The organism is Streptomyces sp. YIM S03343, from assembly GCF_054729195.1.
Genome location: NZ_JBPUKX010000001.1, coordinates 7,320,316 through 7,339,293 on the forward strand (window position 1 = coordinate 7,320,316; position 18,978 = coordinate 7,339,293).

The 18,978-nt window shown below is 71.5% G+C and carries 15 protein-coding genes; 8 read left to right on the forward strand and 7 right to left on the reverse strand.

Going from position 1 to position 18,978, the window contains the following annotated elements; translation table 11 throughout:
* Nucleotides 1-60: 60 nt before the first annotated feature.
* Genes ACSYGN_RS32340 through ACSYGN_RS32355 form a run of 4 tightly spaced genes read right to left on the reverse strand, consistent with a single transcriptional unit; the run spans nucleotide 61 to nucleotide 4,005 of the window.
* Entirely contained in the window at nucleotides 61-744 is a 684-nt protein-coding gene (locus ACSYGN_RS32340; RefSeq protein WP_460401915.1) for an ATP-binding cassette domain-containing protein, read from the reverse strand.
* Nucleotides 741-908 (reverse strand): hypothetical protein, encoded by a 168-nt coding sequence (locus tag ACSYGN_RS32345; protein WP_460401917.1) that lies wholly within the window; start codon nucleotides 906-908, stop codon nucleotides 741-743. The genes ACSYGN_RS32340 and ACSYGN_RS32345 overlap by 4 nt, the downstream gene beginning before the upstream one ends.
* Nucleotides 905-3,487: an ABC transporter permease subunit gene (locus tag ACSYGN_RS32350; RefSeq protein WP_460401919.1), complete on the reverse strand. Its 2,583-nt coding sequence runs from the start codon at nucleotides 3,485-3,487 to the stop codon at nucleotides 905-907. Before ACSYGN_RS32350 ends, ACSYGN_RS32345 begins: the two co-directional genes overlap by 4 nt.
* Entirely contained in the window at nucleotides 3,487-4,005 is a 519-nt protein-coding gene (locus ACSYGN_RS32355; protein WP_460401921.1) for a hypothetical protein, read from the reverse strand. The genes ACSYGN_RS32350 and ACSYGN_RS32355 overlap by 1 nt, the downstream gene beginning before the upstream one ends.
* Before the next feature lie 167 nt (nucleotides 4,006-4,172).
* Between ACSYGN_RS32355 and ACSYGN_RS32360 the strand changes: the two genes are divergently transcribed.
* The 3 genes from ACSYGN_RS32360 to ACSYGN_RS32370 all read left to right on the forward strand — a co-directional run bounded on the left by ACSYGN_RS32360 (nucleotide 4,173) and on the right by ACSYGN_RS32370 (nucleotide 6,596).
* Nucleotides 4,173-4,766, forward strand: a complete 594-nt coding sequence (locus tag ACSYGN_RS32360) for a hypothetical protein (protein ID WP_460401923.1) — start codon at nucleotides 4,173-4,175, stop codon at nucleotides 4,764-4,766.
* Nucleotides 4,735-6,033 carry an ABC transporter substrate-binding protein gene (locus ACSYGN_RS32365; RefSeq protein WP_460401925.1) on the forward strand — a complete coding sequence of 433 codons (1,299 nt, stop codon included), beginning with the start codon at nucleotides 4,735-4,737 and terminating at the stop codon, nucleotides 6,031-6,033. The genes ACSYGN_RS32360 and ACSYGN_RS32365 overlap by 32 nt, the downstream gene beginning before the upstream one ends.
* Nucleotides 6,034-6,380: 347 nt before the next feature.
* Nucleotides 6,381-6,596, forward strand: a complete 216-nt coding sequence (locus ACSYGN_RS32370) for an I78 family peptidase inhibitor (RefSeq protein WP_460401927.1) — start codon at nucleotides 6,381-6,383, stop codon at nucleotides 6,594-6,596.
* Nucleotides 6,597-6,773: 177 nt separating this feature from the next.
* On the opposite strand, the gene ACSYGN_RS32375 is transcribed toward ACSYGN_RS32370, so the two are convergent.
* Nucleotides 6,774-7,853: a phosphatase PAP2 family protein gene (locus ACSYGN_RS32375; protein ID WP_460401929.1), complete on the reverse strand. Its 1,080-nt coding sequence runs from the start codon at nucleotides 7,851-7,853 to the stop codon at nucleotides 6,774-6,776.
* A 238-nt stretch (nucleotides 7,854-8,091) separates the two neighbouring features.
* The gene (locus ACSYGN_RS32380; RefSeq protein WP_460401931.1) at nucleotides 8,092-9,312 is read right to left on the reverse strand and encodes a hypothetical protein; all 1,221 of its coding nucleotides are present in this window, start codon (nucleotides 9,310-9,312) and stop codon (nucleotides 8,092-8,094) included.
* A gap of 259 nt (nucleotides 9,313-9,571) precedes the next feature.
* Here ACSYGN_RS32380 and ACSYGN_RS32385 point away from each other — a divergent pair, with 259 nt between their 5' ends.
* Nucleotides 9,572-11,233, forward strand: coding sequence for an MFS transporter (locus tag ACSYGN_RS32385; RefSeq protein ID WP_460401933.1), 1,662 nt, complete (start codon nucleotides 9,572-9,574; stop codon nucleotides 11,231-11,233).
* Nucleotides 11,234-11,324: 91 nt separating this feature from the next.
* Here the strand turns inward: ACSYGN_RS32385 and ACSYGN_RS32390 are convergent, their stop codons facing one another.
* Nucleotides 11,325-11,768, reverse strand: coding sequence for a cell division protein SepF (locus tag ACSYGN_RS32390; RefSeq protein WP_460401935.1), 444 nt, complete (start codon nucleotides 11,766-11,768; stop codon nucleotides 11,325-11,327).
* Between the two features lie 312 nt (nucleotides 11,769-12,080).
* Here ACSYGN_RS32390 and ACSYGN_RS32395 point away from each other — a divergent pair, with 312 nt between their 5' ends.
* The 4 genes from ACSYGN_RS32395 to adhE all read left to right on the forward strand — a co-directional run bounded on the left by ACSYGN_RS32395 (nucleotide 12,081) and on the right by adhE (nucleotide 18,757).
* The gene (locus ACSYGN_RS32395) at nucleotides 12,081-13,334 is read left to right on the forward strand and encodes a DUF5685 family protein (protein ID WP_460401937.1); all 1,254 of its coding nucleotides are present in this window, start codon (nucleotides 12,081-12,083) and stop codon (nucleotides 13,332-13,334) included.
* A 340-nt stretch (nucleotides 13,335-13,674) separates the two neighbouring features.
* Entirely contained in the window at nucleotides 13,675-14,574 is a 900-nt protein-coding gene (locus ACSYGN_RS32400) for a S1 family peptidase (protein WP_460401939.1), read from the forward strand.
* A 169-nt stretch (nucleotides 14,575-14,743) separates the two neighbouring features.
* A complete protein-coding gene (locus tag ACSYGN_RS32405) occupies nucleotides 14,744-15,682 on the forward strand; it encodes a slipin family protein (RefSeq protein WP_460401941.1) in 939 nt (312 codons plus the stop codon).
* Between the two features lie 474 nt (nucleotides 15,683-16,156).
* A complete protein-coding gene (adhE, locus tag ACSYGN_RS32410; RefSeq protein ID WP_460401943.1) occupies nucleotides 16,157-18,757 on the forward strand; it encodes a bifunctional acetaldehyde-CoA/alcohol dehydrogenase in 2,601 nt (866 codons plus the stop codon).
* The last annotated feature ends 221 nt before the right edge of the window (nucleotides 18,758-18,978 follow it).

The following is an 18,978-nucleotide window of genomic DNA, read 5'->3' on the forward strand; positions in this document are numbered from 1 at the left end:
GCGGCTCCCCCCTGCCCGGGACACGGGTCCCCGTCCGGTCCGAGACCGGGCGGGGCCTGCTCATCCGCCGCGCAGCGCGCCCGGGCACCCTGCCTCACCCGCCTCCCCGCCGAACACGACGACCCCGCGCCGCAGTTCGTAGACGAGCACGAGCCGGCTCCTGCCCGGCACCCGCAGCACCGGAGGCAGCCGCTGCTCGGCGAGGACGACACAGGCGTCGAGCCCGGCGAGCAGGTCGTACGTCCGCGCGGCGACCGCCGGGGACATGCCCTGGGCGGGCTCGTCGACGAGCACCACACGCGCGTGTGCCAGCAGCGCGCGCGAGACGGCGAGCATTCGCTGCTCCCCGCCGGAGAGGGTCCCCGCCCGCCGGTCGAGCAGCTCCCCGAGCTGTGGATAGGCGTCCAGAGCGGGCCGGATGCCGCGTCCGTGCCCGGCGAGCCGGAGATTCTCCCGCACACTGAGCGACCCGAACACGGCCTGCCGCTCCGGCACGAGACACACCCCGCGGCGCGCCCGCTCGAACGCCGGCACCCGTGTGATGTCGACCCCGCCCCACACCACGGCACCCCCGACGAGCGGCACACTCCCGGCCAGCGCCCTGAGCACGCTGGTCCGCCCGGCCCCGTTACGCCCCAGCAGCACGGTGACCCCAGGCTCCGGCGCCACGACGGTGACCCCGTGCAGGGCCTCCAACGGCCCGTAGCGCACCCGGGCGTGACGCAGCGAGATGGTGCGGGTCATACGGCACGCTCCGGAGGGCCGTCGGCGAGCGCCCGGGGGCAGGCCGCCGCGGCGCGCTCGTCCGGTCGCGGTACGGGCATGCGGTGGGCGGCGGCAGCCCCGGGGCCGCGTGCCACGGCCGGTGCCGGTGCCGGTACGCGTGCGTGACGCGCGGACGTCGTCATGGTGTGCCCTCCACCGGGTCCAGGAGGTCCAGGACGCGGTCCGGGGGGCCCGAGGCGACGATCCGGCCCGCGTTCATCACGTGGACGACGTCGGCCAGGTCCGCCACCAGGTCCACGTCGTGTTCCACCACCAGCAGAGCCGTGCCGTCGGCTGCGAGGGCCGTCAGGACGCGGGTCAGGGCGGCCACTTCGGCGGTGTCCAGGCCTGCGGCGGGCTCGTCCAGGAGGAGGACACGCGGGGCGGACGCCACGGCGCGGGCCAGTTCCACCCTGCGCAGGGTGCCGGTGGGGAGGCCGTCCGCCGGGAGGTGCCGCAGGGGGCCGTCCAGGGCGAAGAGGCGCAGGGCCTGTTCCGTCGCGCCGGGGTCGTCGGCGCTGCCCTGCTCGGCGCCCACCCGTACGTTCTCGGCCACCGTCATCGACGGGAAGACGGCCAGCTGCTGGAAGGTCCGTGCGATGCCCAGGCGGGTGCGGGCGTGCGCGGGCAGGCGGCTGATGTCCCGGCCCGCGAGCCGTACCTCGCCGTGCGCGGGGCGCAGTGTCCCGGCGAGGCAGTGGAACAGCGTGCTCTTCCCGGCGCCGTTGGGACCGACCACGGCCGTGATCTGCCCGGCCCGGACGTCCAGGTCCACTCCGTCGAGCGCGACGAAGCCCCCGTACCGGGCCCGCAGCCCCCGTACCGTGAGCAGCGCGGCCCCCGGCCGCCGCCTGCGTACCGCACCGAGCCCGCGCGGGCCGGAGCCCGGGAGCGCAGCCCCCGGCGGGGTAGGGGGCGGCACCCCGGAGAACCCGGACACCACGGACACCACGGACGCCCACGCCCCGGGCACCCGCACCCGCCCCACGAGCAGCGCGAGCACCCCGACCACCACCGCCGCCACCCCGCCCCGCGTCCCCGCGTCCAGCCCCACCAGCAGCGCCGCCGCTGCCATCGCGCCCAGTGGACTGTCGGCGCCCAGGACGACGACCGCCGCGAACCACAGAAGGCCGCGCACCGGGTCGTAGGTGTCGGGATCGAAGGCGCGCAGCCCCATGGCGAGCAGCGCCCCGCCGAGCGCGGCCAGGGCGGCGCCCGAGACGAAGGCGAGGAGTTTGAGCGAGGGCACCCGGACGCCCGCCGCGGCGGCGCCCGGCTCGTGGTCGCGCATGGCGGCCAGCGCCCGCCCGGTGCGCCCGGTGCGCAGCGCATGGGCGGCGAGCAGTGCTGCCGCGAGGAGCACCAGCTCCAGCACGTAGTACGCCCGGTCCCCGCCGAACCCCGCCGGTCGGCTCACCGCGAGGTCCCCGGTGGCGTACGGCTGCGCGAACACGAACCGGCTCACCCCCATGCCGACCGCGAAGGTCACGAGGGCCAGTGCCAGCCCGTGGCGGCGGATCGCGGGCCGGCCGGTGAGCAGCCCGAGCGGGGCCACCAGCGCGACCGCGACCGCCAGCGCGGCCAGTTCCGGCAGCCGGGGCAGACCCGGGAAGCGGCCCGCCGCGAGGAGTGCGGTGAACAGCGCGCCCAGCCCCGCGTACGCCGCCTGGCCGAGGGAGATCTGGCCGCCGCGGCCGGTGACGACGACCAGGGACAGCAGGATCACGCCCAGCGCGGGCACCTGGACGGAGGTGTGCAGGTCGGAGCCCGCGAAACCGAGGGGGAGCAGGAACAGCACGGCGGCGACGAGCCAGGCGGCGGGAGGGGTCCGCACGCGCGCGGTGAGCATGCGCGGCGGCGTGTCGCGCGCGCCGATGCCCGGCAGGGCGAGCGCCGCGACCAGGAGCGCGACCGCGAAAAGGTTCGCTCCCACCGCCAGAAGCAACTGTTCGCCCCAGGCGGAGGCCGGGTGAAACCGGGTCAGCTGGCTCTGCGCCACGCCGATCGCGAGCGCCACGCCGACGGCGACGGGCAGGCTCCGCATCCGCGCGGCCACCGCGACCGCGACGACCTCCATCACCAGTAGCGGCAGCCCGTACGGGTCCAGCCGTACATACGGTGCCAGCAGCACCCCTGTCAGCCCCGCCGTGAACGCGCCGAACGCCCAGCCCGCCGCCGCGACCCGGTTGGCGTCGACACCGCCGAGCACGGCCAGCCCCCGGTCGTCGACGACCGCCCGCAGCTCCCGGCCGAACCGGGTCCACCGGGTCACCGCGCCGACCCCGGCGGCGAGCACCAACACCACCGCCAGCTGCCCCCAGGGGTCCGCGGACACCAGGACCGGCGCGTCGTCCCGGGCGCCCTGCCCCCACAGCAGCGCGGCGGCGCCCACCAGCAGCACGAACACACCGATCGACGCCACCAGCGTCCGCGCCGGATCACCGCCCGGCACCGCCAGGGGGCGGAAGACCACCCGCTCCAGGACCACACCGATCGCGGGGGCCAGCACCAGCAGCGTCACCGCCGCCGACGGCCACAGCGGCCAGCCCCACCCGACCACGCACTGCCGCAGCGCGTACGCGCACACCATCGCCATCGCGCCGTGCGCGAAGTTGAGGACTCCGGTGGCCCGGTACGTCACGACCAGGCCGATCCCGGTGAGCGCGGCGGCGGCGCCGACGGAGAGGCCGGCGAGGGTGAGGTCGTAGGTGAGGGAGGACATCAGCCGTCCCCGGAGTCGGGGGAGTCGGGCTCGCAGACGGGGCACGGGCCGAGCTCGCCGCCGGCGAGCAGCCGGCCGTCCACCGGCAGCGCGTCCGCCTTCCCCGCGACCAACGGGCAGTCCGCGCGGTGGTAGAGCGTGCCGCCGGGCACCATCAGTGTCTCTCCACTGACCGCGACCGGCCCCGCCGAGGGCCGCTGCTCCTCGTCCTCCTCTTGAACGGCCGACCCGGCGGCCGCCAGAAGGCCGTACAGCTCCTCCAGACGCGCGGCGGACACCGTGTCCCTGCTGTGCGCGAGCAGCACCGCCCCGGCGACGATCAGTGCGGCGCCGGGTACCGTACCGGACGCGATGTACGGCAACTGCCGTGCCGCGAACCGCTCGCCGGAGACGCCGTACCAGCCGACGACGCACAGCACGGCCCCCGCGGCCAGCGCCACCCAGCCAGCCCAGCCGAACCAGCCGGAGCGGCCGGACCGCAGGACGGGGTGCGCACCGCGCAGTCGGGCTGTCCGCATGTCTGGCTCCCACACGTCGCGTGTCCGGCCGGATTCGAGGCCGGACCCGGAGCCCGGATCCGAGGCCGGATCCGGAGCCCGCCGATGGCTTGCACTATGCCTGCTTCGAGCCGACCCTGAAAGAACCGGGCGTGTGTGGCCCGGAACGACACCCGGTGGTGAGCCAGATGGTTCTCGGGAGCGACCTCAGGCGGGGGAACGCGGGGAACACACGGAGGGGACGCGGCCCACGGGCGGCGGGGCGGGGTACGGCGCTGACGGCAGCGGCGCTTCTGGTGCTCGGCCCGGCCCTGGCGGCCTGCGGAGGCGGCGGCGGTGGCGGTGGCAGCGCGACCCCCACCACCACCGTCCGGACGACCACGAGCACGCCGGCCGGCCCGGCCGCCACGGCGCCCGCCGATCCGGCGGCCGCCACGAAGGAGATCAAGACGAACTGGGCGACGTTCTTCGACCCGGCCTCGTCCACTCAGCAGAAGCTCGCGGTCCTCGAGAACGGCAGCGCGATGGCCCCCGTCCTCCAGGCGTTCGGCAGCGACCAGCGCGGCCGCGAGGTGAAGGCCCAGGTCACGAAGGTCGTGTTCACCAGCCCGACCGGGGCGACCGTGACATACAACCTGATCCTCAACGGCGCCACCGCCCTGCCGGGCGCCTCCGGCTCGTCCGTCCTCCAGGGCGGCACCTGGAAGGTGTCCGTCAAGACGCTGTGTGCGCTGGTCCAGCTGAGCGGCAATGCCTCGGCGACGGCGCTGCCGGGCTGCTGAGACCGCTGCCGCGGTGCTGCTGCTCCTCGCGGGCACGGCCTGCGGCAGCCGCCTTCCCGAGCGGGACTTCGGGCAGGGCACCGCCACGCCCGCGCCCGCGACCGGTGCCGCCGCACCGATCCCCGTCGGCATCATCACCAGCACCACCAGCCCGGTCGGCGGCAACACGTTCACCGGCCCCCGCGACGGCGCCAAGGCCTGGTTCGACCGTCTGAACGCCCGTGGGGGCATCGACGGGCGCCCGGTGCAGGTGCGGCTGTGCGACGACGGCGGCAGCGGCATCGGCAACAACACCTGTGTGCACCAGCTCGTCGACGAGGACAAGGTCGTCGCCCTGGTCGCCACCACCTCGCTGGACTACGCGGGCGCCCCCCAGGTCTCCCGGGCGGGCGTGCCCGACATCGGCGGCCAGCCCATCGGCGCCGCCTACGACACCTGGCCCCACCTCTACGGCATCTACGGCAGCTCGGCGCCCCGCGACGGCACGCCCGGCTGGGACGGCACGCTGTACGGCGGGACCGAGGTCTACCGGTACTTCAAGCGCGAGCACGGCGCGCGCACCGCCGCCGTGGTGTCGTACAACCAGGAGGCCTCGGCCTCCTACGCCCGGTTCGTGGAGCGCGGGCTGCGCGCCGAGGGCTACCGGGTGATCGGCGAGCAGGTCGACTTCGCGCTGCCGAACTTCCGTGCCGTGGCGGCCGACTTGAAGCACCAGCACGCCGACCTCGTCTTCGACGCCATCGACACGCACGGCAACGCGCAGCTGTGCAGGGCGATGGACCAGCTCGGGGTGCGGGTTCTCGCCAAGGTGACCAATGTGCAGAACTGGACCTCCACCGTCCCCGAGGACTACAAGGACTCCCCGCACTGCCGCAACACCCTGTGGGCGACCGGGTCCAGCCGCAACTACGAGGACGTCTCGCAGCCCGCGGTACGGGAGTTCAGGGACGCCACCGGATCGCTCGCCGCCCACTCGCAGTGGCAGCTGGAGGGCTGGGCGGCGGCCGAGTGGTTCACGGACGCCGCGAAGTCCTGTGCCGCGACCGGCATCACGCGCACGTGCGTCGACGCGTACATGGCCCGTGCCCGTCATCTCACCGCGGGCGGGCTGCTGCTGCCGGTCTCCTTCCAGCCGCTGCCGCAGCCGCCGCGGACCCGCAGGACCTGTCTGTCCGTGGCGCGCTGGCAGGACGGCAAGGGGTGGGTCTCGCAGGGCGACATGAACCGCACCTGCTTCGATGTGCCGCAGCTGGGCTACAAGCCGTGACCCGGCCTGCCCGTGGGGCTGTGGGGCACCGGACCCGCGGGCTTGTGAGGGGTCGGACCGCGCGGGGGTTCTGTGTCGGAGCCGTGAATTTCCTCATACGATGTCAGGCCCGGCTGCCCCTCCGGGATTCGGCCGGGAATGGCCTACGGGGGCCGTGCCGTGCGCCACAGCCGGGTGCTTTCCGTGGCCTTATCCGATGAGCCTCGCCGACACACGGGAATTTCGTTCGAATGGCCGCACAAGACGTACGAAACCTCTCATCCGTTGATGGAGTTCGAACGATTCGAGCGTAGTGATCTTGTGACAGAAGTGTGACACCTCGGCAGGACTGGGCCTAACGTTGCGCTATGGCATCCATTCCCACTCCGCCCCCCGAACCCCAGGACGACCCGGCGGCGTACGTCGGTCTCGACGCCCCCGAGGCCGAGCGGCTCGCGCGGGAGCGCGGATGGTCGTCGGTGCGGTCACTGCCGCCGGGGGCGATCATCACCATGGAGTACCGGATCGGGCGGCTGAACTTCGAGGTGGACGGCGGCCGGGTGCGGCGCGCCTGGAAGGGCTGAATCGCCGGACACCGCGGGCGCCGTTGGCGTCGTCGCCGGTCGGTGAGGCGTCCCGGCGGGCATCCGGCCGGAACGGCGAAGGCCCCGGTCCTGACCAGGACCGGGGCCTTCGGCCGCGGGGCTGTGGGTGCGTACCGTCCCCGCAGGCCGTCCCGCAGGCCGTCCCGCGGGACGGGGTCAGCCGCCCGTGACGGGCCGGGCCGCGGCGGTGGCGTTGCCGCGCGTCACCCGCTCCCCGTGCGGGACACGGTCGGTGTGCGGGACACGGTCGGCGTGCGGCGGGCGCCTGCTGCCGGCCGGGGTGACCGGGGAGCGCTCCGACCGGGCCAGATGAGGCCCTGCGGCCAGATGCGGGCCGGCGGCCAGATGGGCCGGGGTCCGGGTCACGCGGGCGCTGGAGCCGACGGGCTCCCGGACCGGGGTGTCGTCCTGGACGGAGCCCAGCGGCGTGTGCAGCACCGTCGGGCCGACCGGGACCGGTGCCGGGAAGGGCAGCGGACGGCGGGCACGCCAGCGGTCGCGCAGCAGGAAGATGCCGGTCTCGGTGCGGGCGACCAGCGGCTCGAACCAGGGCAGCGCCAGCAGGATCAGCAGACCCGCGGCCCAGCCGAGCACCACATCGCTCAGCCAGTGCGTACCGAGGTAGACGGTGGTGAGGCCGACGCCCAGCGAGGTCACCGCGGACACCGCGGACAGCCAGCGGCGGGCGGCCGGGGTGGAGGCCAGATACGCCAGTATTCCCCAGGTCACCACCGCGTTGGCGGTGTGGCCGCTGGGAAATATATCGCCGCCCAGGCCCATCTCGTTCGAGCCGATGGTGATGGCGTAGTGCGGTCCGAGGCGGCCCATGCCGAGCTTGGCGGCGCCGACCGTGATGTTCAGCAGCAGCAGCGAGGTGCCCAGCGTCAGCAGCGGGCGCAGGGTGTGCTGCCGCCAGGAGCGCCAGCCCAGCCAGGCCGCGACCATCACCGCGGTGGGGCCGCGCTGGCCGAGCACCACGTAGTAGTCGAGGAAGGCATGGATCTGCGGCCACTGCTGGTACGGCCGGAAGAACATGACCTGCCAGTCCAGCCGGACGAGCCATGAGGTGGTGACCACGGCCCACACGATGAACAGATAGAACGCCAGGGTGGCCGAGAAGAGCACGACACGGTGCCGGCTCATCTTCGGCATGTCCGCGATCACCGGTCGTTCCGGCTCACGGTCCAGCCTCGCGAACACCCGGTCCAGACGGGTGAGGTTTCGTTCGGTACGCACTCTATCGACGTTACAGCCGGTGCGCTCAGTTCCCTGACGAATCCCCGGCTTTGTGATGACGATGTGATGTGGGTTTGCCCTCAAGGAGACGTTTAATTCCGCCGATTGAGCAATCGCCAAGCCTGTGAGCCGTCAATTCCTTTGATCTGTTCGGGTGCCCGATTTATGACACGTATGAATTCGGTTAACCGAATGCTGGGGTGGAATTTCCCGGCCGCTCATCGGCGTGGCGCGCCCCTCACGGCGGTCCGGAGCCGTTCAGCCAGAACGCCCCGTACACCGCCGCCGCCACCGCGACACCGCCCACCACCAGCGCCGATCTGGAGGTGCGTGCCCGGGCGAGGGCCAGGGCGAGCGGCAGCAGCAGCGGGAACGCGGGCAGCAGCAGCCGCGGTTTCGAGCCGAAGTAGCTCGACGCGCCCAGCGCCAGCGCGATGACGACACCCGTGTGGACCAGCAACGGCAGCGGCTGACCCTGCCGTACACAGACGACGTACAGCCAGATCACCAGTCCGACCCCGGCGATCAGCCCGGCGCCGGCGAGGGCGCCCGGGAGCGACGTGAACTTGTCGGCGACGAACCGGGCGAAGGCGAGGCCCCCGTCGAAGCCGTTGCGCCAGCCCGCCTGGACGTCGAGATAGCCGAGCGGGCCCTTGCCGGTGTGGCGGCCGACCCACAGGACATATCCGACGATACCGAGAGGTGCGAGGAGCATCCCGAGGGCGCGCGACGCCACCGGTGCGCCCCTCTCGGCCGGCTCTAAGGGGCTGAAGGGGGCGTGCGATGCGTCACGCGCCCCGTTCGCGACCCGCGCGTTCCCGTGTCGCCCGAACGAGGTAAGCCCGCCGGTCCACACCGCGGCGACCACGGCCAGCCCGACCGGCCGGGTCAGCCCCGTCAGCAGCGCCAGCACCCCGGCCACCGCCCACTGTTCGGTCAGCACCGCGTACAGCGACCAGGCGGCGAGCGCTGTGAACAGCGACTCGCTGTAGGCCATCGACTGCACGATCCCCACCGGCAGCGCCGCCCACAGCAGCACGGTGCACACCCCCACCCGGGGCCCGTGGAGACGATCGGCGACCGCGAAGATCCCCCAGGCCGCGGCGAGCGACGCGCACAGCGCCACCGCCAGCCCGGCATCGCCGTACGACAGCCCGGCCACCGAGTGCACCAGCCGCTCCAGCCAGGGCAGCAGCGGGAAGAACGCCAGATCGGAGTGGACATCGCCGTTCGGCAGCCGCACCTCGTAGCCGTAACCCCCGCCCGCGACCCGGGCGTACCACAGGGCGTCCCAGCGCGCCGTCAGCAGGGTGTGGGCGCTCTTGCCGCGCGCCGCGCTCCACACGGCCAGCACCAGCAGTCCGAGGGCGCGCACCGACGCGTACCCGAGGAGCGCGGGGGCGGCCCGGCGCAGCGGCCCCGGGCGGGCCGTCGTCTCACGTGTCGCGAGTTCGGTCACCGACCGATTATCGGCGCCGCCGGGAACCGGACCGGTCACCGGGGCGTGGTCAAGGGGGGTCGGAGTGGGGTACACCACACACCTTCTTGCCAGGGTTGAGACGTCCGCCACCTTGGCACGGCGGTCGACTCGCGTACGCTGACGTGTCACTCGCCGTTCGCTGCGCGGGCCGGAGGTCACCGCTCCCTCCTGCCGAGTCGTGGGGAATCCCCGCCCCGCGAGACCGCCGAACACGAGTGTTCAGCTTGGAGGTACGCACATGTCCGGGACGACCACGGCCGCGGCTGCGCCGCGCCGTCGGGCGGCCGGGACCGGTGCCAACCGCTGGGTCGTCCTCGTCGTCCTGTGCGTCAGCCTGCTGCTGGTCGCCCTCGACGCGACCGTGCTGCATGTGGCGGTGCCCGCCGTCACCGAGGACCTGAAGCCCGGCGCGATCGAACTGCTCTGGATCGTCGACGTCTATCCGCTGGTCTGCGCCTCGCTGCTGATCCTCTTCGGCACACTGGGCGACCGGGTGGGCCGCCGCAGAATCCTTCTGCTGGGCTACTGCCTGTTCGGCGTCGCCTCCGCCGTGGCCGCCTTCGCCCATGACGCCGAGGTGCTGATCGGCGCGCGGGCACTGCTCGGCGTCGGCGGCGCGATGATCATGCCCGCGACGCTCTCGATCCTCCGCCAGGTCTTCCCCGACCGGCGTGAACGCGCGGTGGCGATCGGTGTGTGGAGCGCGGTCGCCGCGGTGGGCGCGGCCGTCGGACCGCTGCTCGGCGGCTTTCTCCTGGAGCACTTCTGGTGGGGCTCGGTGTTCCTGGTGAACATCCCCCTGATGCTGGTGAGCGTGCCGGCCGGACGGCTGCTGCTGCCCGAGTCGACCGGCGAGGGCGACGGCCCCTGGGACGTCACCGGCGCGCTGATGGCGGCCGCCGGGCTGTTCGGCGTGGTCCTCGGGGTGAAGCGGCTCGGCGGCGGCGAGGGCCCGACCAGCCTGTTCACGCTCATTCCGCTGCTGCTGGGCGGCCTGCTCCTCGCGGTGTTCGTACGGCGTCAGGGGCGCCGCCCCTACCCGCTGGTGGATCTGCGGATGTTCGCACGCCCCGCCTTCAGCACCTCCGTCGGCTGCATCGTGCTCGCCATGCTGGCGCTGGTCGGGCTGGAACTGATCGCCGCGCAGTATCTCCAGCTCGTGCTCGGGCTCTCCCCGCTCCAGACCGGCCTCAGACTGCTGCCGCTCACTGTCGCGGCGATGGCGGCGGGTCTCGCCGGGGCCCGGCTGCTGCGCCGCTTCGGTCCCCGCCTCATGGTCAGCTTCGGCTTCACCCTCACCGCGGCCGCCGTGATCACGCTGACCGCGATGGGCGGCGCCGACAACGTCGGACTCCTGTTCCTCGGCTTCGTGCTGCTCGGCTTCGGGCTGGAGACGACGCTGTTCGGCGCGTACGAGTCGATGCTCAGCGAGGCGCCCCCCGAACAGGCGGGCGGAGCCGCGGCGATCGGCGAGACCTCCTACCAGCTGGGCGCCGGTATCGGCATCGCCCTGCTGGGCAGCGTGATGAACGCCGCCTACGCGCCCGGTCTCTCGGCCGTGCCCGGTGTCCCGTCCGCCGCTGCGACGGCGGCGGAGCACTCGCTGGGCGAGGCGTACGAGGTGGCCGGGCAGCTCGGGGGCGGCCCGGGAGCCGCGCTGCGCCGTGCCGCCCGGGACTCCTTCGTCCACGGGCTGCATGTGACGCTGCTGGTGAGTGCTGCGCTGTTGCTGATAGGGGCGGCGATGGCGCTGCGGCTGCCCCGGGTGATGCAGTGTGAGGAACTCGAGCAGCGTGCGGAACTTGAGCAGCGTGCGGAACTCGATCAGTATGAGAACGAGGCCCAAGTGAGAACGCTGCCCTCGCCCCGGGAACCCGAGAGGTCGCGGCTGTCGGCATGAACCGCAGGAACCGTATGAACCCCGTGATCCCCCTTGCGGACCGCCGACCGGTGGACCCCGAGCCGGGGCAGGACCGGTGTGCGGTCCTGCCTCAGCTCTGGTTGAAGAAGCCGTCCGCGCGCCGCGCGGACGGGTCGGCACTGATGATCTCGGTGTTCGCGGGCGTCAGCAGGAAGACCCGGGTCGCGACCCGCTCGATCGTGCCGCGCAGCCCGAAGGTCAGCCCCGCCGCGAAGTCGACGACACGCTTGGCGTCGCCGGCGTCCATGGCCGTGAGGTTGACGATGACCGGGACACCGTCCCGGAAGAGCTCGCCGATGGCACGCGCGTCCCGGAAGCTGTCCGGAGTGACCGTGCCGATCCGGCGGCCCGTCTCCTCGGCCGTGTCCGAGGCCACCTTGACACGAGGGTCGGTGACCCAGGCGTCCCCGGTATCGGCCCCCTCGGAGTAGTCGTCGTCGTAGTAGCGCTCGTCGTCGTTGTCGTTGTCGTCAACGAGGCCGAGCCAAGCACTCGCCTTGCGTACCGATCCCATGGACGCCTCCTCTCACAGTGGTCTTTCGTGCTTTCCGCATCCCTATGGTCTCCATGATGCGGACGGCGTGCCATGTGAATAGACGCCGCGCGGGGGGTTTGTGACGGTACTGGTGCACAGCGGATCCGTCGAGAGTCCGCGTCTCCCAAGGGACTTGCCGTGCATGCTTGCTGACTGTGAGTGAAATATGATTCTTCCTGGCGTATGGGTGACGGGCGTCGCGTCCGGGTGAACGGACCGCCCGGTGGGACAGATGAATTCATGGGTACGATTCCCGCCGCTCAACGTCGTACACAGCACGGGGGGAACGTCGTGTTCGGAATCGTCAGGCCCTGCACCCACCGGCTCGGGGAGAGCCTCAAGGCCGAGTGGATGGCGCACTTGTGCGGGCTGTGCCTCGCATTGCGCGGAGATCACGGACAGTTCGCGCGGATCGTCACCAACTATGACGGGCTGCTCATATCGGTGCTGACGGAGGCTCAGGCCGACCGCGGCGCACCGGCGTCGGGGGCCGCGGGCGCCAAGGGCGGCGACTGGCGGCGTACCGCGGGACCCTGTCCGCTGCGCGGGATGCGCGGCGCCTCCGTCGCCCGGGGCGAGGGCGCCCGGCTCGCCGCCGCCGTCTCCCTGGTGCTCGCCTCCGCCAAGCTGCGCGACCATGTCGCCGACGGCGACGGGCTGCTGGCGTGCAGGCCGGTGGCGGCCGCCGCCCGCAGGGTCGCCGCGAACTGGGGCGGCGCGGGCGCCCGCACCGGCGCCGACGTCGGCTTCGACACCGCCGTCCTGGTGGACGCCGTCGACCGGCAGCTCGGCATCGAGACCCTCGCCGGACCCGGCACCCCGGTTCTCACCGTCACCGAGCCGACCGAGACGGCCACCGCCGCAGCCTTCGCGCACACCGCCCGTCTCGCCGGACGCCCCGCCAACGCCGCACCCCTCGCCGAGGCCGGGCGGCTCTTCGGACGGCTCGCCCATCTCCTGGACGCCGTCGAGGACCAGGCCGCCGACGCCGGATCCGGTGCCTGGAACCCGCTCACCGCCACCGGCACCTCCCGCGCCGAGGCCCGCCGGCTCGCCGACGACGCGCTGCACGGCATACGGCTCGCGCTGCGCGAGGCCGAGTTCGCCGACGGCCGTCTCGCCCATCTGCTGCTCGTGCATGAACTGCGCCGCTCCGTCGACCGGGCGTTCGGCACCGAGTCCTGCGGACACACCGGGCATGGCGCCCCGCAGGCCGCCTTTGGCCCGCCGCAGGGACCGTACGCCCCGCAGGGCCCGCAGTCCCCGATGCCGGGCAACCCGTACGGCGACCCGCACGGCAACCCCTTCGGCGGTGAGCCGCCGCGTCCGGACGGGCGGGGCTTCTGGGCCGGGTGCGCGGCGGCGCTCGGGCTGTGCTGCACCTGCAAGGTGTGCTGCGCCGACGAGTTCGAGGGGCCCTGGTCCCGCAGGCGGCGCGAAGGCTGGTGCGGCAACTGTGACGGCTCGTGCTGCGATGTGTGCAACTGCTGCGACTGTGACTGCGACTGTGACTGCTGCGATTGCTTTTCCTGCTGCGACTGCTGACGGAGCGTGAGGCCCTGGGGCTCGCTGCCCCGGCCGGGGGAGTACGGCGTGGTCGGCGTGGTCGGCGTGGTCGGCGCCCAGGGTGGCAGTGTTCGCCCAACCGGCGGTACCCGGGCGCGCTGCGACCGTATGAACGATCAACGCGCGTAGTCTTTCCGCCGTTTGAATGCCGCACGGCCGAAAGGCACCCTTGCGGACGTTGGTCGTGCGGCCGAATACTCCCCCTCAGCGCTTGTCAGGGGCACGGCTTGTCCGGATCCCGGACAATCATGCCGCTGGCTGCGCCTCACGGGCCCCGACCCCACGCGGGCCCCCGAATTCCCTTGGGAGGGAACGAAAAGTGAGGATCAAGCGCACCACCCCCCGGAGCGGTCTCATGAGACGGACCGGGCTTGTCGCCCTGGTCTCCGGATTCATGGCCGCGGCCGCGTTCGCCGCCCCCACCGCGAACGCGAGTGACAACCCGACCTTCAGCACCACCCAGCTCACCAAGGTGAGCGACTCCGTCCTCAAGGCCGACGTCCCCGGGACGGCCTGGGCGGTGGACAGCAAGAGCAACCGTGTCGTCGTCACCGTCGACAGCACGGTCTCCCAGACGGAGATCGCGAAGATCAGGCAGCAGGCGGGCACCGAGTCCGGCGCCCTGACCATCAAGCACACCCCCGGCACCTTCCGGAAGCTGATCACCGGCGGTGACGCGATCTACGGCGGCGCCTACCGCTGCTCGCTCGGCTTCAATGTGCACAGCGGGAGCACGTACTACTTCCTGACCGCGGGACACTGCGGCGAGGTCGCCTCCACCTGGTACAGCAACTCGGGTCACACCACGGTGCTGGGCACGAACGTCAGCTACAGCTTCCCGACGAACGACTTCGCGTTGGTGCGGTACACCAACTCGTCGATCGCCCACCCCAGCGCGGTCGGCAGCCAGTCGATCACCAGTGCGGCCACCCCGAGCGTGGGCACCACGGTCTACCGCCGCGGCTCCACCACCGGCACCCACAGCGGCCGTGTCACCGCGCTCAACGCCACCGTCAACTACGGCAGCGGTGACATCGTCTACGGCATGATCCAGACCACGGTCTGCGCCGAGGGCGGCGACAGCGGCGGCCCGCTGTACGGGGGCACGGTGGCCTACGGTCTGACCTCCGGCGGCAGCGGCGACTGCACCTCCGGCGGCACGACCTTCTTCCAGCCGGTCACCGAGGCGCTGAGCTACTACGGCGTGAGCGTCGGCTGACGCACACCGCTCTTCCGGGCCCCCGCGCGCATCCGGCGCGCGGGGGCCTCCCGCTGCCCGGGGCACGGGAGTTACCGTCGAAGCACGGGAAGACACGCACGTGGCGCCGCAAGAAGAGGTGTACGGCGTATCCTCCCGATCAAGCACACTGCGGACCCTGGGGGCCGAGATGATCGAGGCGCTGGTGGCGTCGGGAGCGGTCCTCGTGACCGCCGGAGCGGTCTACATGGGAGCGGCGGCCCGGGTCGTCAAGCAGTACGAACGGGGTGTGGTCTTCCGGCTCGGGCAACTGCGCTCCCAGGTGCGCGGGCCCGGCTTCACCATGATCGTTCCCTTCGTGGACCGGCTCCAGAAGGTCAATATGCAGATCGTGACGCTGCCGATCCCGGCCCAGGAGGGCATCACCCGGGACAACGTCACGGTTCGGGTGGACGCGGTCGTCTACTTCCGGGTGACCGCGCCGGCCGAGGCGATCGTGCGGGTCCAGGACTACCGGTTCGCGGTCTCGCAGATGGCACAGACATCGCTGCGCTCCATCATCGGCAAGAGCGATCTGGACGATCTGCTCTCCAACCGGGAGAAGCTGAACCAGGGCCTGGAACTGATGATCGACAGCCCGGCCGTGGAGTGGGGCGTCACCATCGACCGCGTCGAGATCAAGGACGTGTCGCTGCCCGAGACCATGAAGCGGTCCATGGCCCGCCAGGCCGAGGCCGACCGGGAGCGGCGGGCCCGGGTCATCAACGCGGACGCGGAACTCCAGGCGTCGAAGAAGCTCGCCGAGGCCGCGAAGCAGATGTCCGAGACCCCGGCCGCGCTTCAGCTGCGGCTGCTCCAGACCATTGTGGCGGTCTCCGCCGAGAAGAACTCCACGCTGGTGCTGCCGTTCCCGGTGGAGCTGCTGCGCTTCCTGGAGCGGGCGGCTCAGCCCCAGCCCCAGCCCCAGCCCCAGGCGCCGCCGCAGGCCGCCGCTCCGGTGCCGCAGCCCGTGCCGCCGGCGGTGCAGCCGTCCGCTCCGCTGCCCGTCGAGCCGGCGCAGGAGCACGCACCGTATGCCCTGCCCCAGCCTGAGAAGGACGGCGAAGAAGCGAGTTCCGGACAGGGCTGAGACGTCCCCTGGATCCCGTGGAGGCGTGTCTTCGAGGCCGGATGGTTCTCGCAGACACGCCTCGCCGCATGCCCTGACCAGGCCACTTGCGGCTGTTGCGGCCCCGCGGGGCGGATTGGCGAAAAAGAAATTCCGGATCAGGGGCATTCGCCGTTGCATCGCAGCCGATGCGGTGCGAATGTATGTCGAACGCGAAGGCCAGAGACGACCGGCGCGGCAGGTCAAGGGCGTAATGTGCCCGGCCTGTCCACGCCCGCGCCTGGCAGGCGCGGGCTTATTCGGGTTTCCGGAACGCAGGCAAAGATCGTCTGACCTGCAGATTTGGGAGTCCCGCCCCGGGGTGAGGGGCTGGGACCTTTTGCGCGGAGTGCCGGGACCTTCTTCCCTCAAGTGGGGTCTTTCTCGCATCGATGATCGATCGCTCATCAGGTCGAATAGAGATGTCAGCGAAGCCCGCGACGAAGGAGGCTGGCCATGCAGGTCGTGGACCAGGTGAACGAGCTGGTGGAGAACGCCAAGAAGGCGCTCCTGCAGTTCGAGTCGTACGACCAGGAGCAGGTCGACCACATCGTCAAGAAGGCGTCCCTTGCGGCGCTCAGTGCGCACGGAGAGCTGGCCCGGCTGGCGGTCGAAGAGACCGGCCGAGGGCTGTTCGAAGACAAGGCCGTCAAGAACATCTTCGCATGCGAGCACGTCACCCACTCGATGCGCAATCTGCGCACCGTGGGCGTGATCAACCGTGACGAATTGACCGGTATTACTGAGATTGCCGAGCCGGTCGGTGTGGTCTGCGCGATGACTCCGGTCACCAACCCCACTTCCACCACGATCTTCAAGGCGCTCATCGCCCTGAAGACCCGCAACCCGATCATCTTCGCCTTCCACCCGAACGCCCAGTCGTGTTCGGCTGAGACCGCTCGCATCGTGCGGGACGCGGCCATTGCGGCCGGTGCGCCCGAGGGTTGTGTGCAGTGGATCGAAGAGCCCTCGATGGATGCCACCCAAGCGCTGATGAAGCACGACGGTGTCTCCACGATTCTCGCCACCGGTGGCAACGCGATGGTGCGTGCCGCGTACTCCTGCGGGAAGCCCGCCCTCGGTGTCGGCGCGGGTAACGTCCCCGCCTATGTCGCCGCGGACGCGGACCTTCGCCGCGCCATCCACGACATCGTCCTGTCGAAGGCCTTCGACCAGGGCATGATCTGCGCCTCCGAGCAGGCGATCATCCTCGACAAGTCGGTCTACTCGGCCGGCATCGCCGAGATGAAGCGCCTCGGCGCCTACGTCGTCACCGCCGCGCAGAAGAAGAAGCTCGAAGACTTCATCTTCGGTGTCACCGCGAACAGCAAGAACTGCGGCGAGGCCAAGCTGAACGCCACGGTCGTCGGCAAGTCCCCCGTCTGGATCGCCGAGCAGGCCGGGTTCACCGTGCCCGCCGACACCGCGATCCTGGTCGCGGAGTGCTCGGAGGTCGGCCCCAACGAGCCGCTGACCCGGGAGAAGCTGTCCCCGGTGCTGGCGTGCCTGAAGGCCACCGACACCGACCACGGTCTGCTGCTGGCGACCCAGATGGTCGAGTTCGACGGTCTCGGTCACTCCGCTGCGATCCACACCGAGAGCGAGGAACTGGCCGAGGAGTTCGGCAAGCGCGTCAAGGCGATCCGTGTGATCGTCAACGCTCCCTCGAGCCTCGGCGGCATCGGTGACGTCTACAACGCCTTCCTGCCTTCGCTGACCCTTGGTTGCGGCTCCTACGGCCACAACTCTGTATCCAACAATGTTACGGCGGTCAACCTCCTCAACATCAAGCGGATCGGACGGCGCAACAACAACATGCAGTGGTACAAGGTCCCGCCGAAGATCTACTTCGAGAAGGGCTCCCTGCGTTACCTGAAGGCGATGCCCGACGTCCACCGGGTCACCGTTGTCACCGACCGCACGATGGAGCAGATCGGCTTCGTCCGCAAGGTCACCGAGATCCTGAACTCGCGTTCCGAGCCGGTCATCCTGCAGTACATCACCGATGTCGAGCCCAACCCGGAGCTCTCCACCGTCCTGCGCGGTGCGGAGGCGATGCGGGAGTTCAAGCCCGACACCATCATCGCCCTCGGCGGTGGTTCGCCGATGGACGCGGCGAAGGTCATGTGGCTGATGTACGAGAAGCCGGAGATCGCGTTCGCGGACACGAAGGAGAAGTTCTTCGACATCCGCAAGCGCGCCTACAAGTTCCCGCAGCTGGGCGAGAAGGCGCAGCTCGTCGCCATCCCGACCACCTCGGGCACCGGCTCGGAGGTCACCCCCTTCGCGGTCATCTCCGACCCCGCGGCCGCCCAGAAGTACCCGCTCGCGGACTACGCGCTCACCCCGCACGTGGCGATCATCGACCCGTCCCTGTCGATGAACCTCCCGCCGGTCGTGACCGCCGACTCCGGCTTCGACGCCCTGACCCACGCCACCGAGGCGTATGTGTCGGTCTACGCGAGCGACTACACCGACGGCCAGTGCCTCCAGGCGATCAAGCTGATCTTCGAGAACCTGGAAGACTGCGTGAAGCTGGGCGCCAAGGCCCCCAAGGCCCGTGAGCGGATGCACAACGCGTCCACCATCGCGGGTATGGCCTTCGCGAACTCCTTCCTCGGTATGGTCCACGCGATGGCGCACACCCTGGGCAACACCTTCCACGTCGCCCACGGCCGCACCAACGCGCTGCTTCTGCCGCACGTGATCCGTCACAACGGCAAGGTCACCCACAAGGCCACCCCGTGGCCGAAGGCCGAGGTCTACCGGGCGCCCGAGCGCTACCAGGACCTCGCCAAGATGCTGGGTCTGCCGGCCTCCACCCCGGAGGAGGGCGTGGAGTCCTACGCCCGGGCGATCGAGGAACTGCGTGAGCGGTGCGGCATCCCGGCCTCCTTCAAGGCACAGGGTGTCGACGAGAAGGCCTTCATCGAGGCCATGCCGCAGCAGGCCATGAACGCCTACGCCGACCAGTGCGCGCCCGCCAACCCGCGGATGCCGATGCTGGAGGACATGCAGGAGATCATGCGGATCGCCTACTACGGCGCCGGCAGCTGACGCTGACCGACTGAGCAGGGCCGACGTCCCGCTCTCAGGCCGGTGCCCGACCTCTTCGGAGGCCGGGCACCGGCTTTTTGCGTGCCCCGGGGCTTTTTCACCGGGGCTTTTTCGCGTGCCCCGGCCGGGCCCCGGCGGATCGCGTTCAGGGCAGGTGGGGCCGACCCCGGCGGGCCGCGTTCACGCAGGTGGGACACGCCACGACGGTCCCCCCTGCGTCG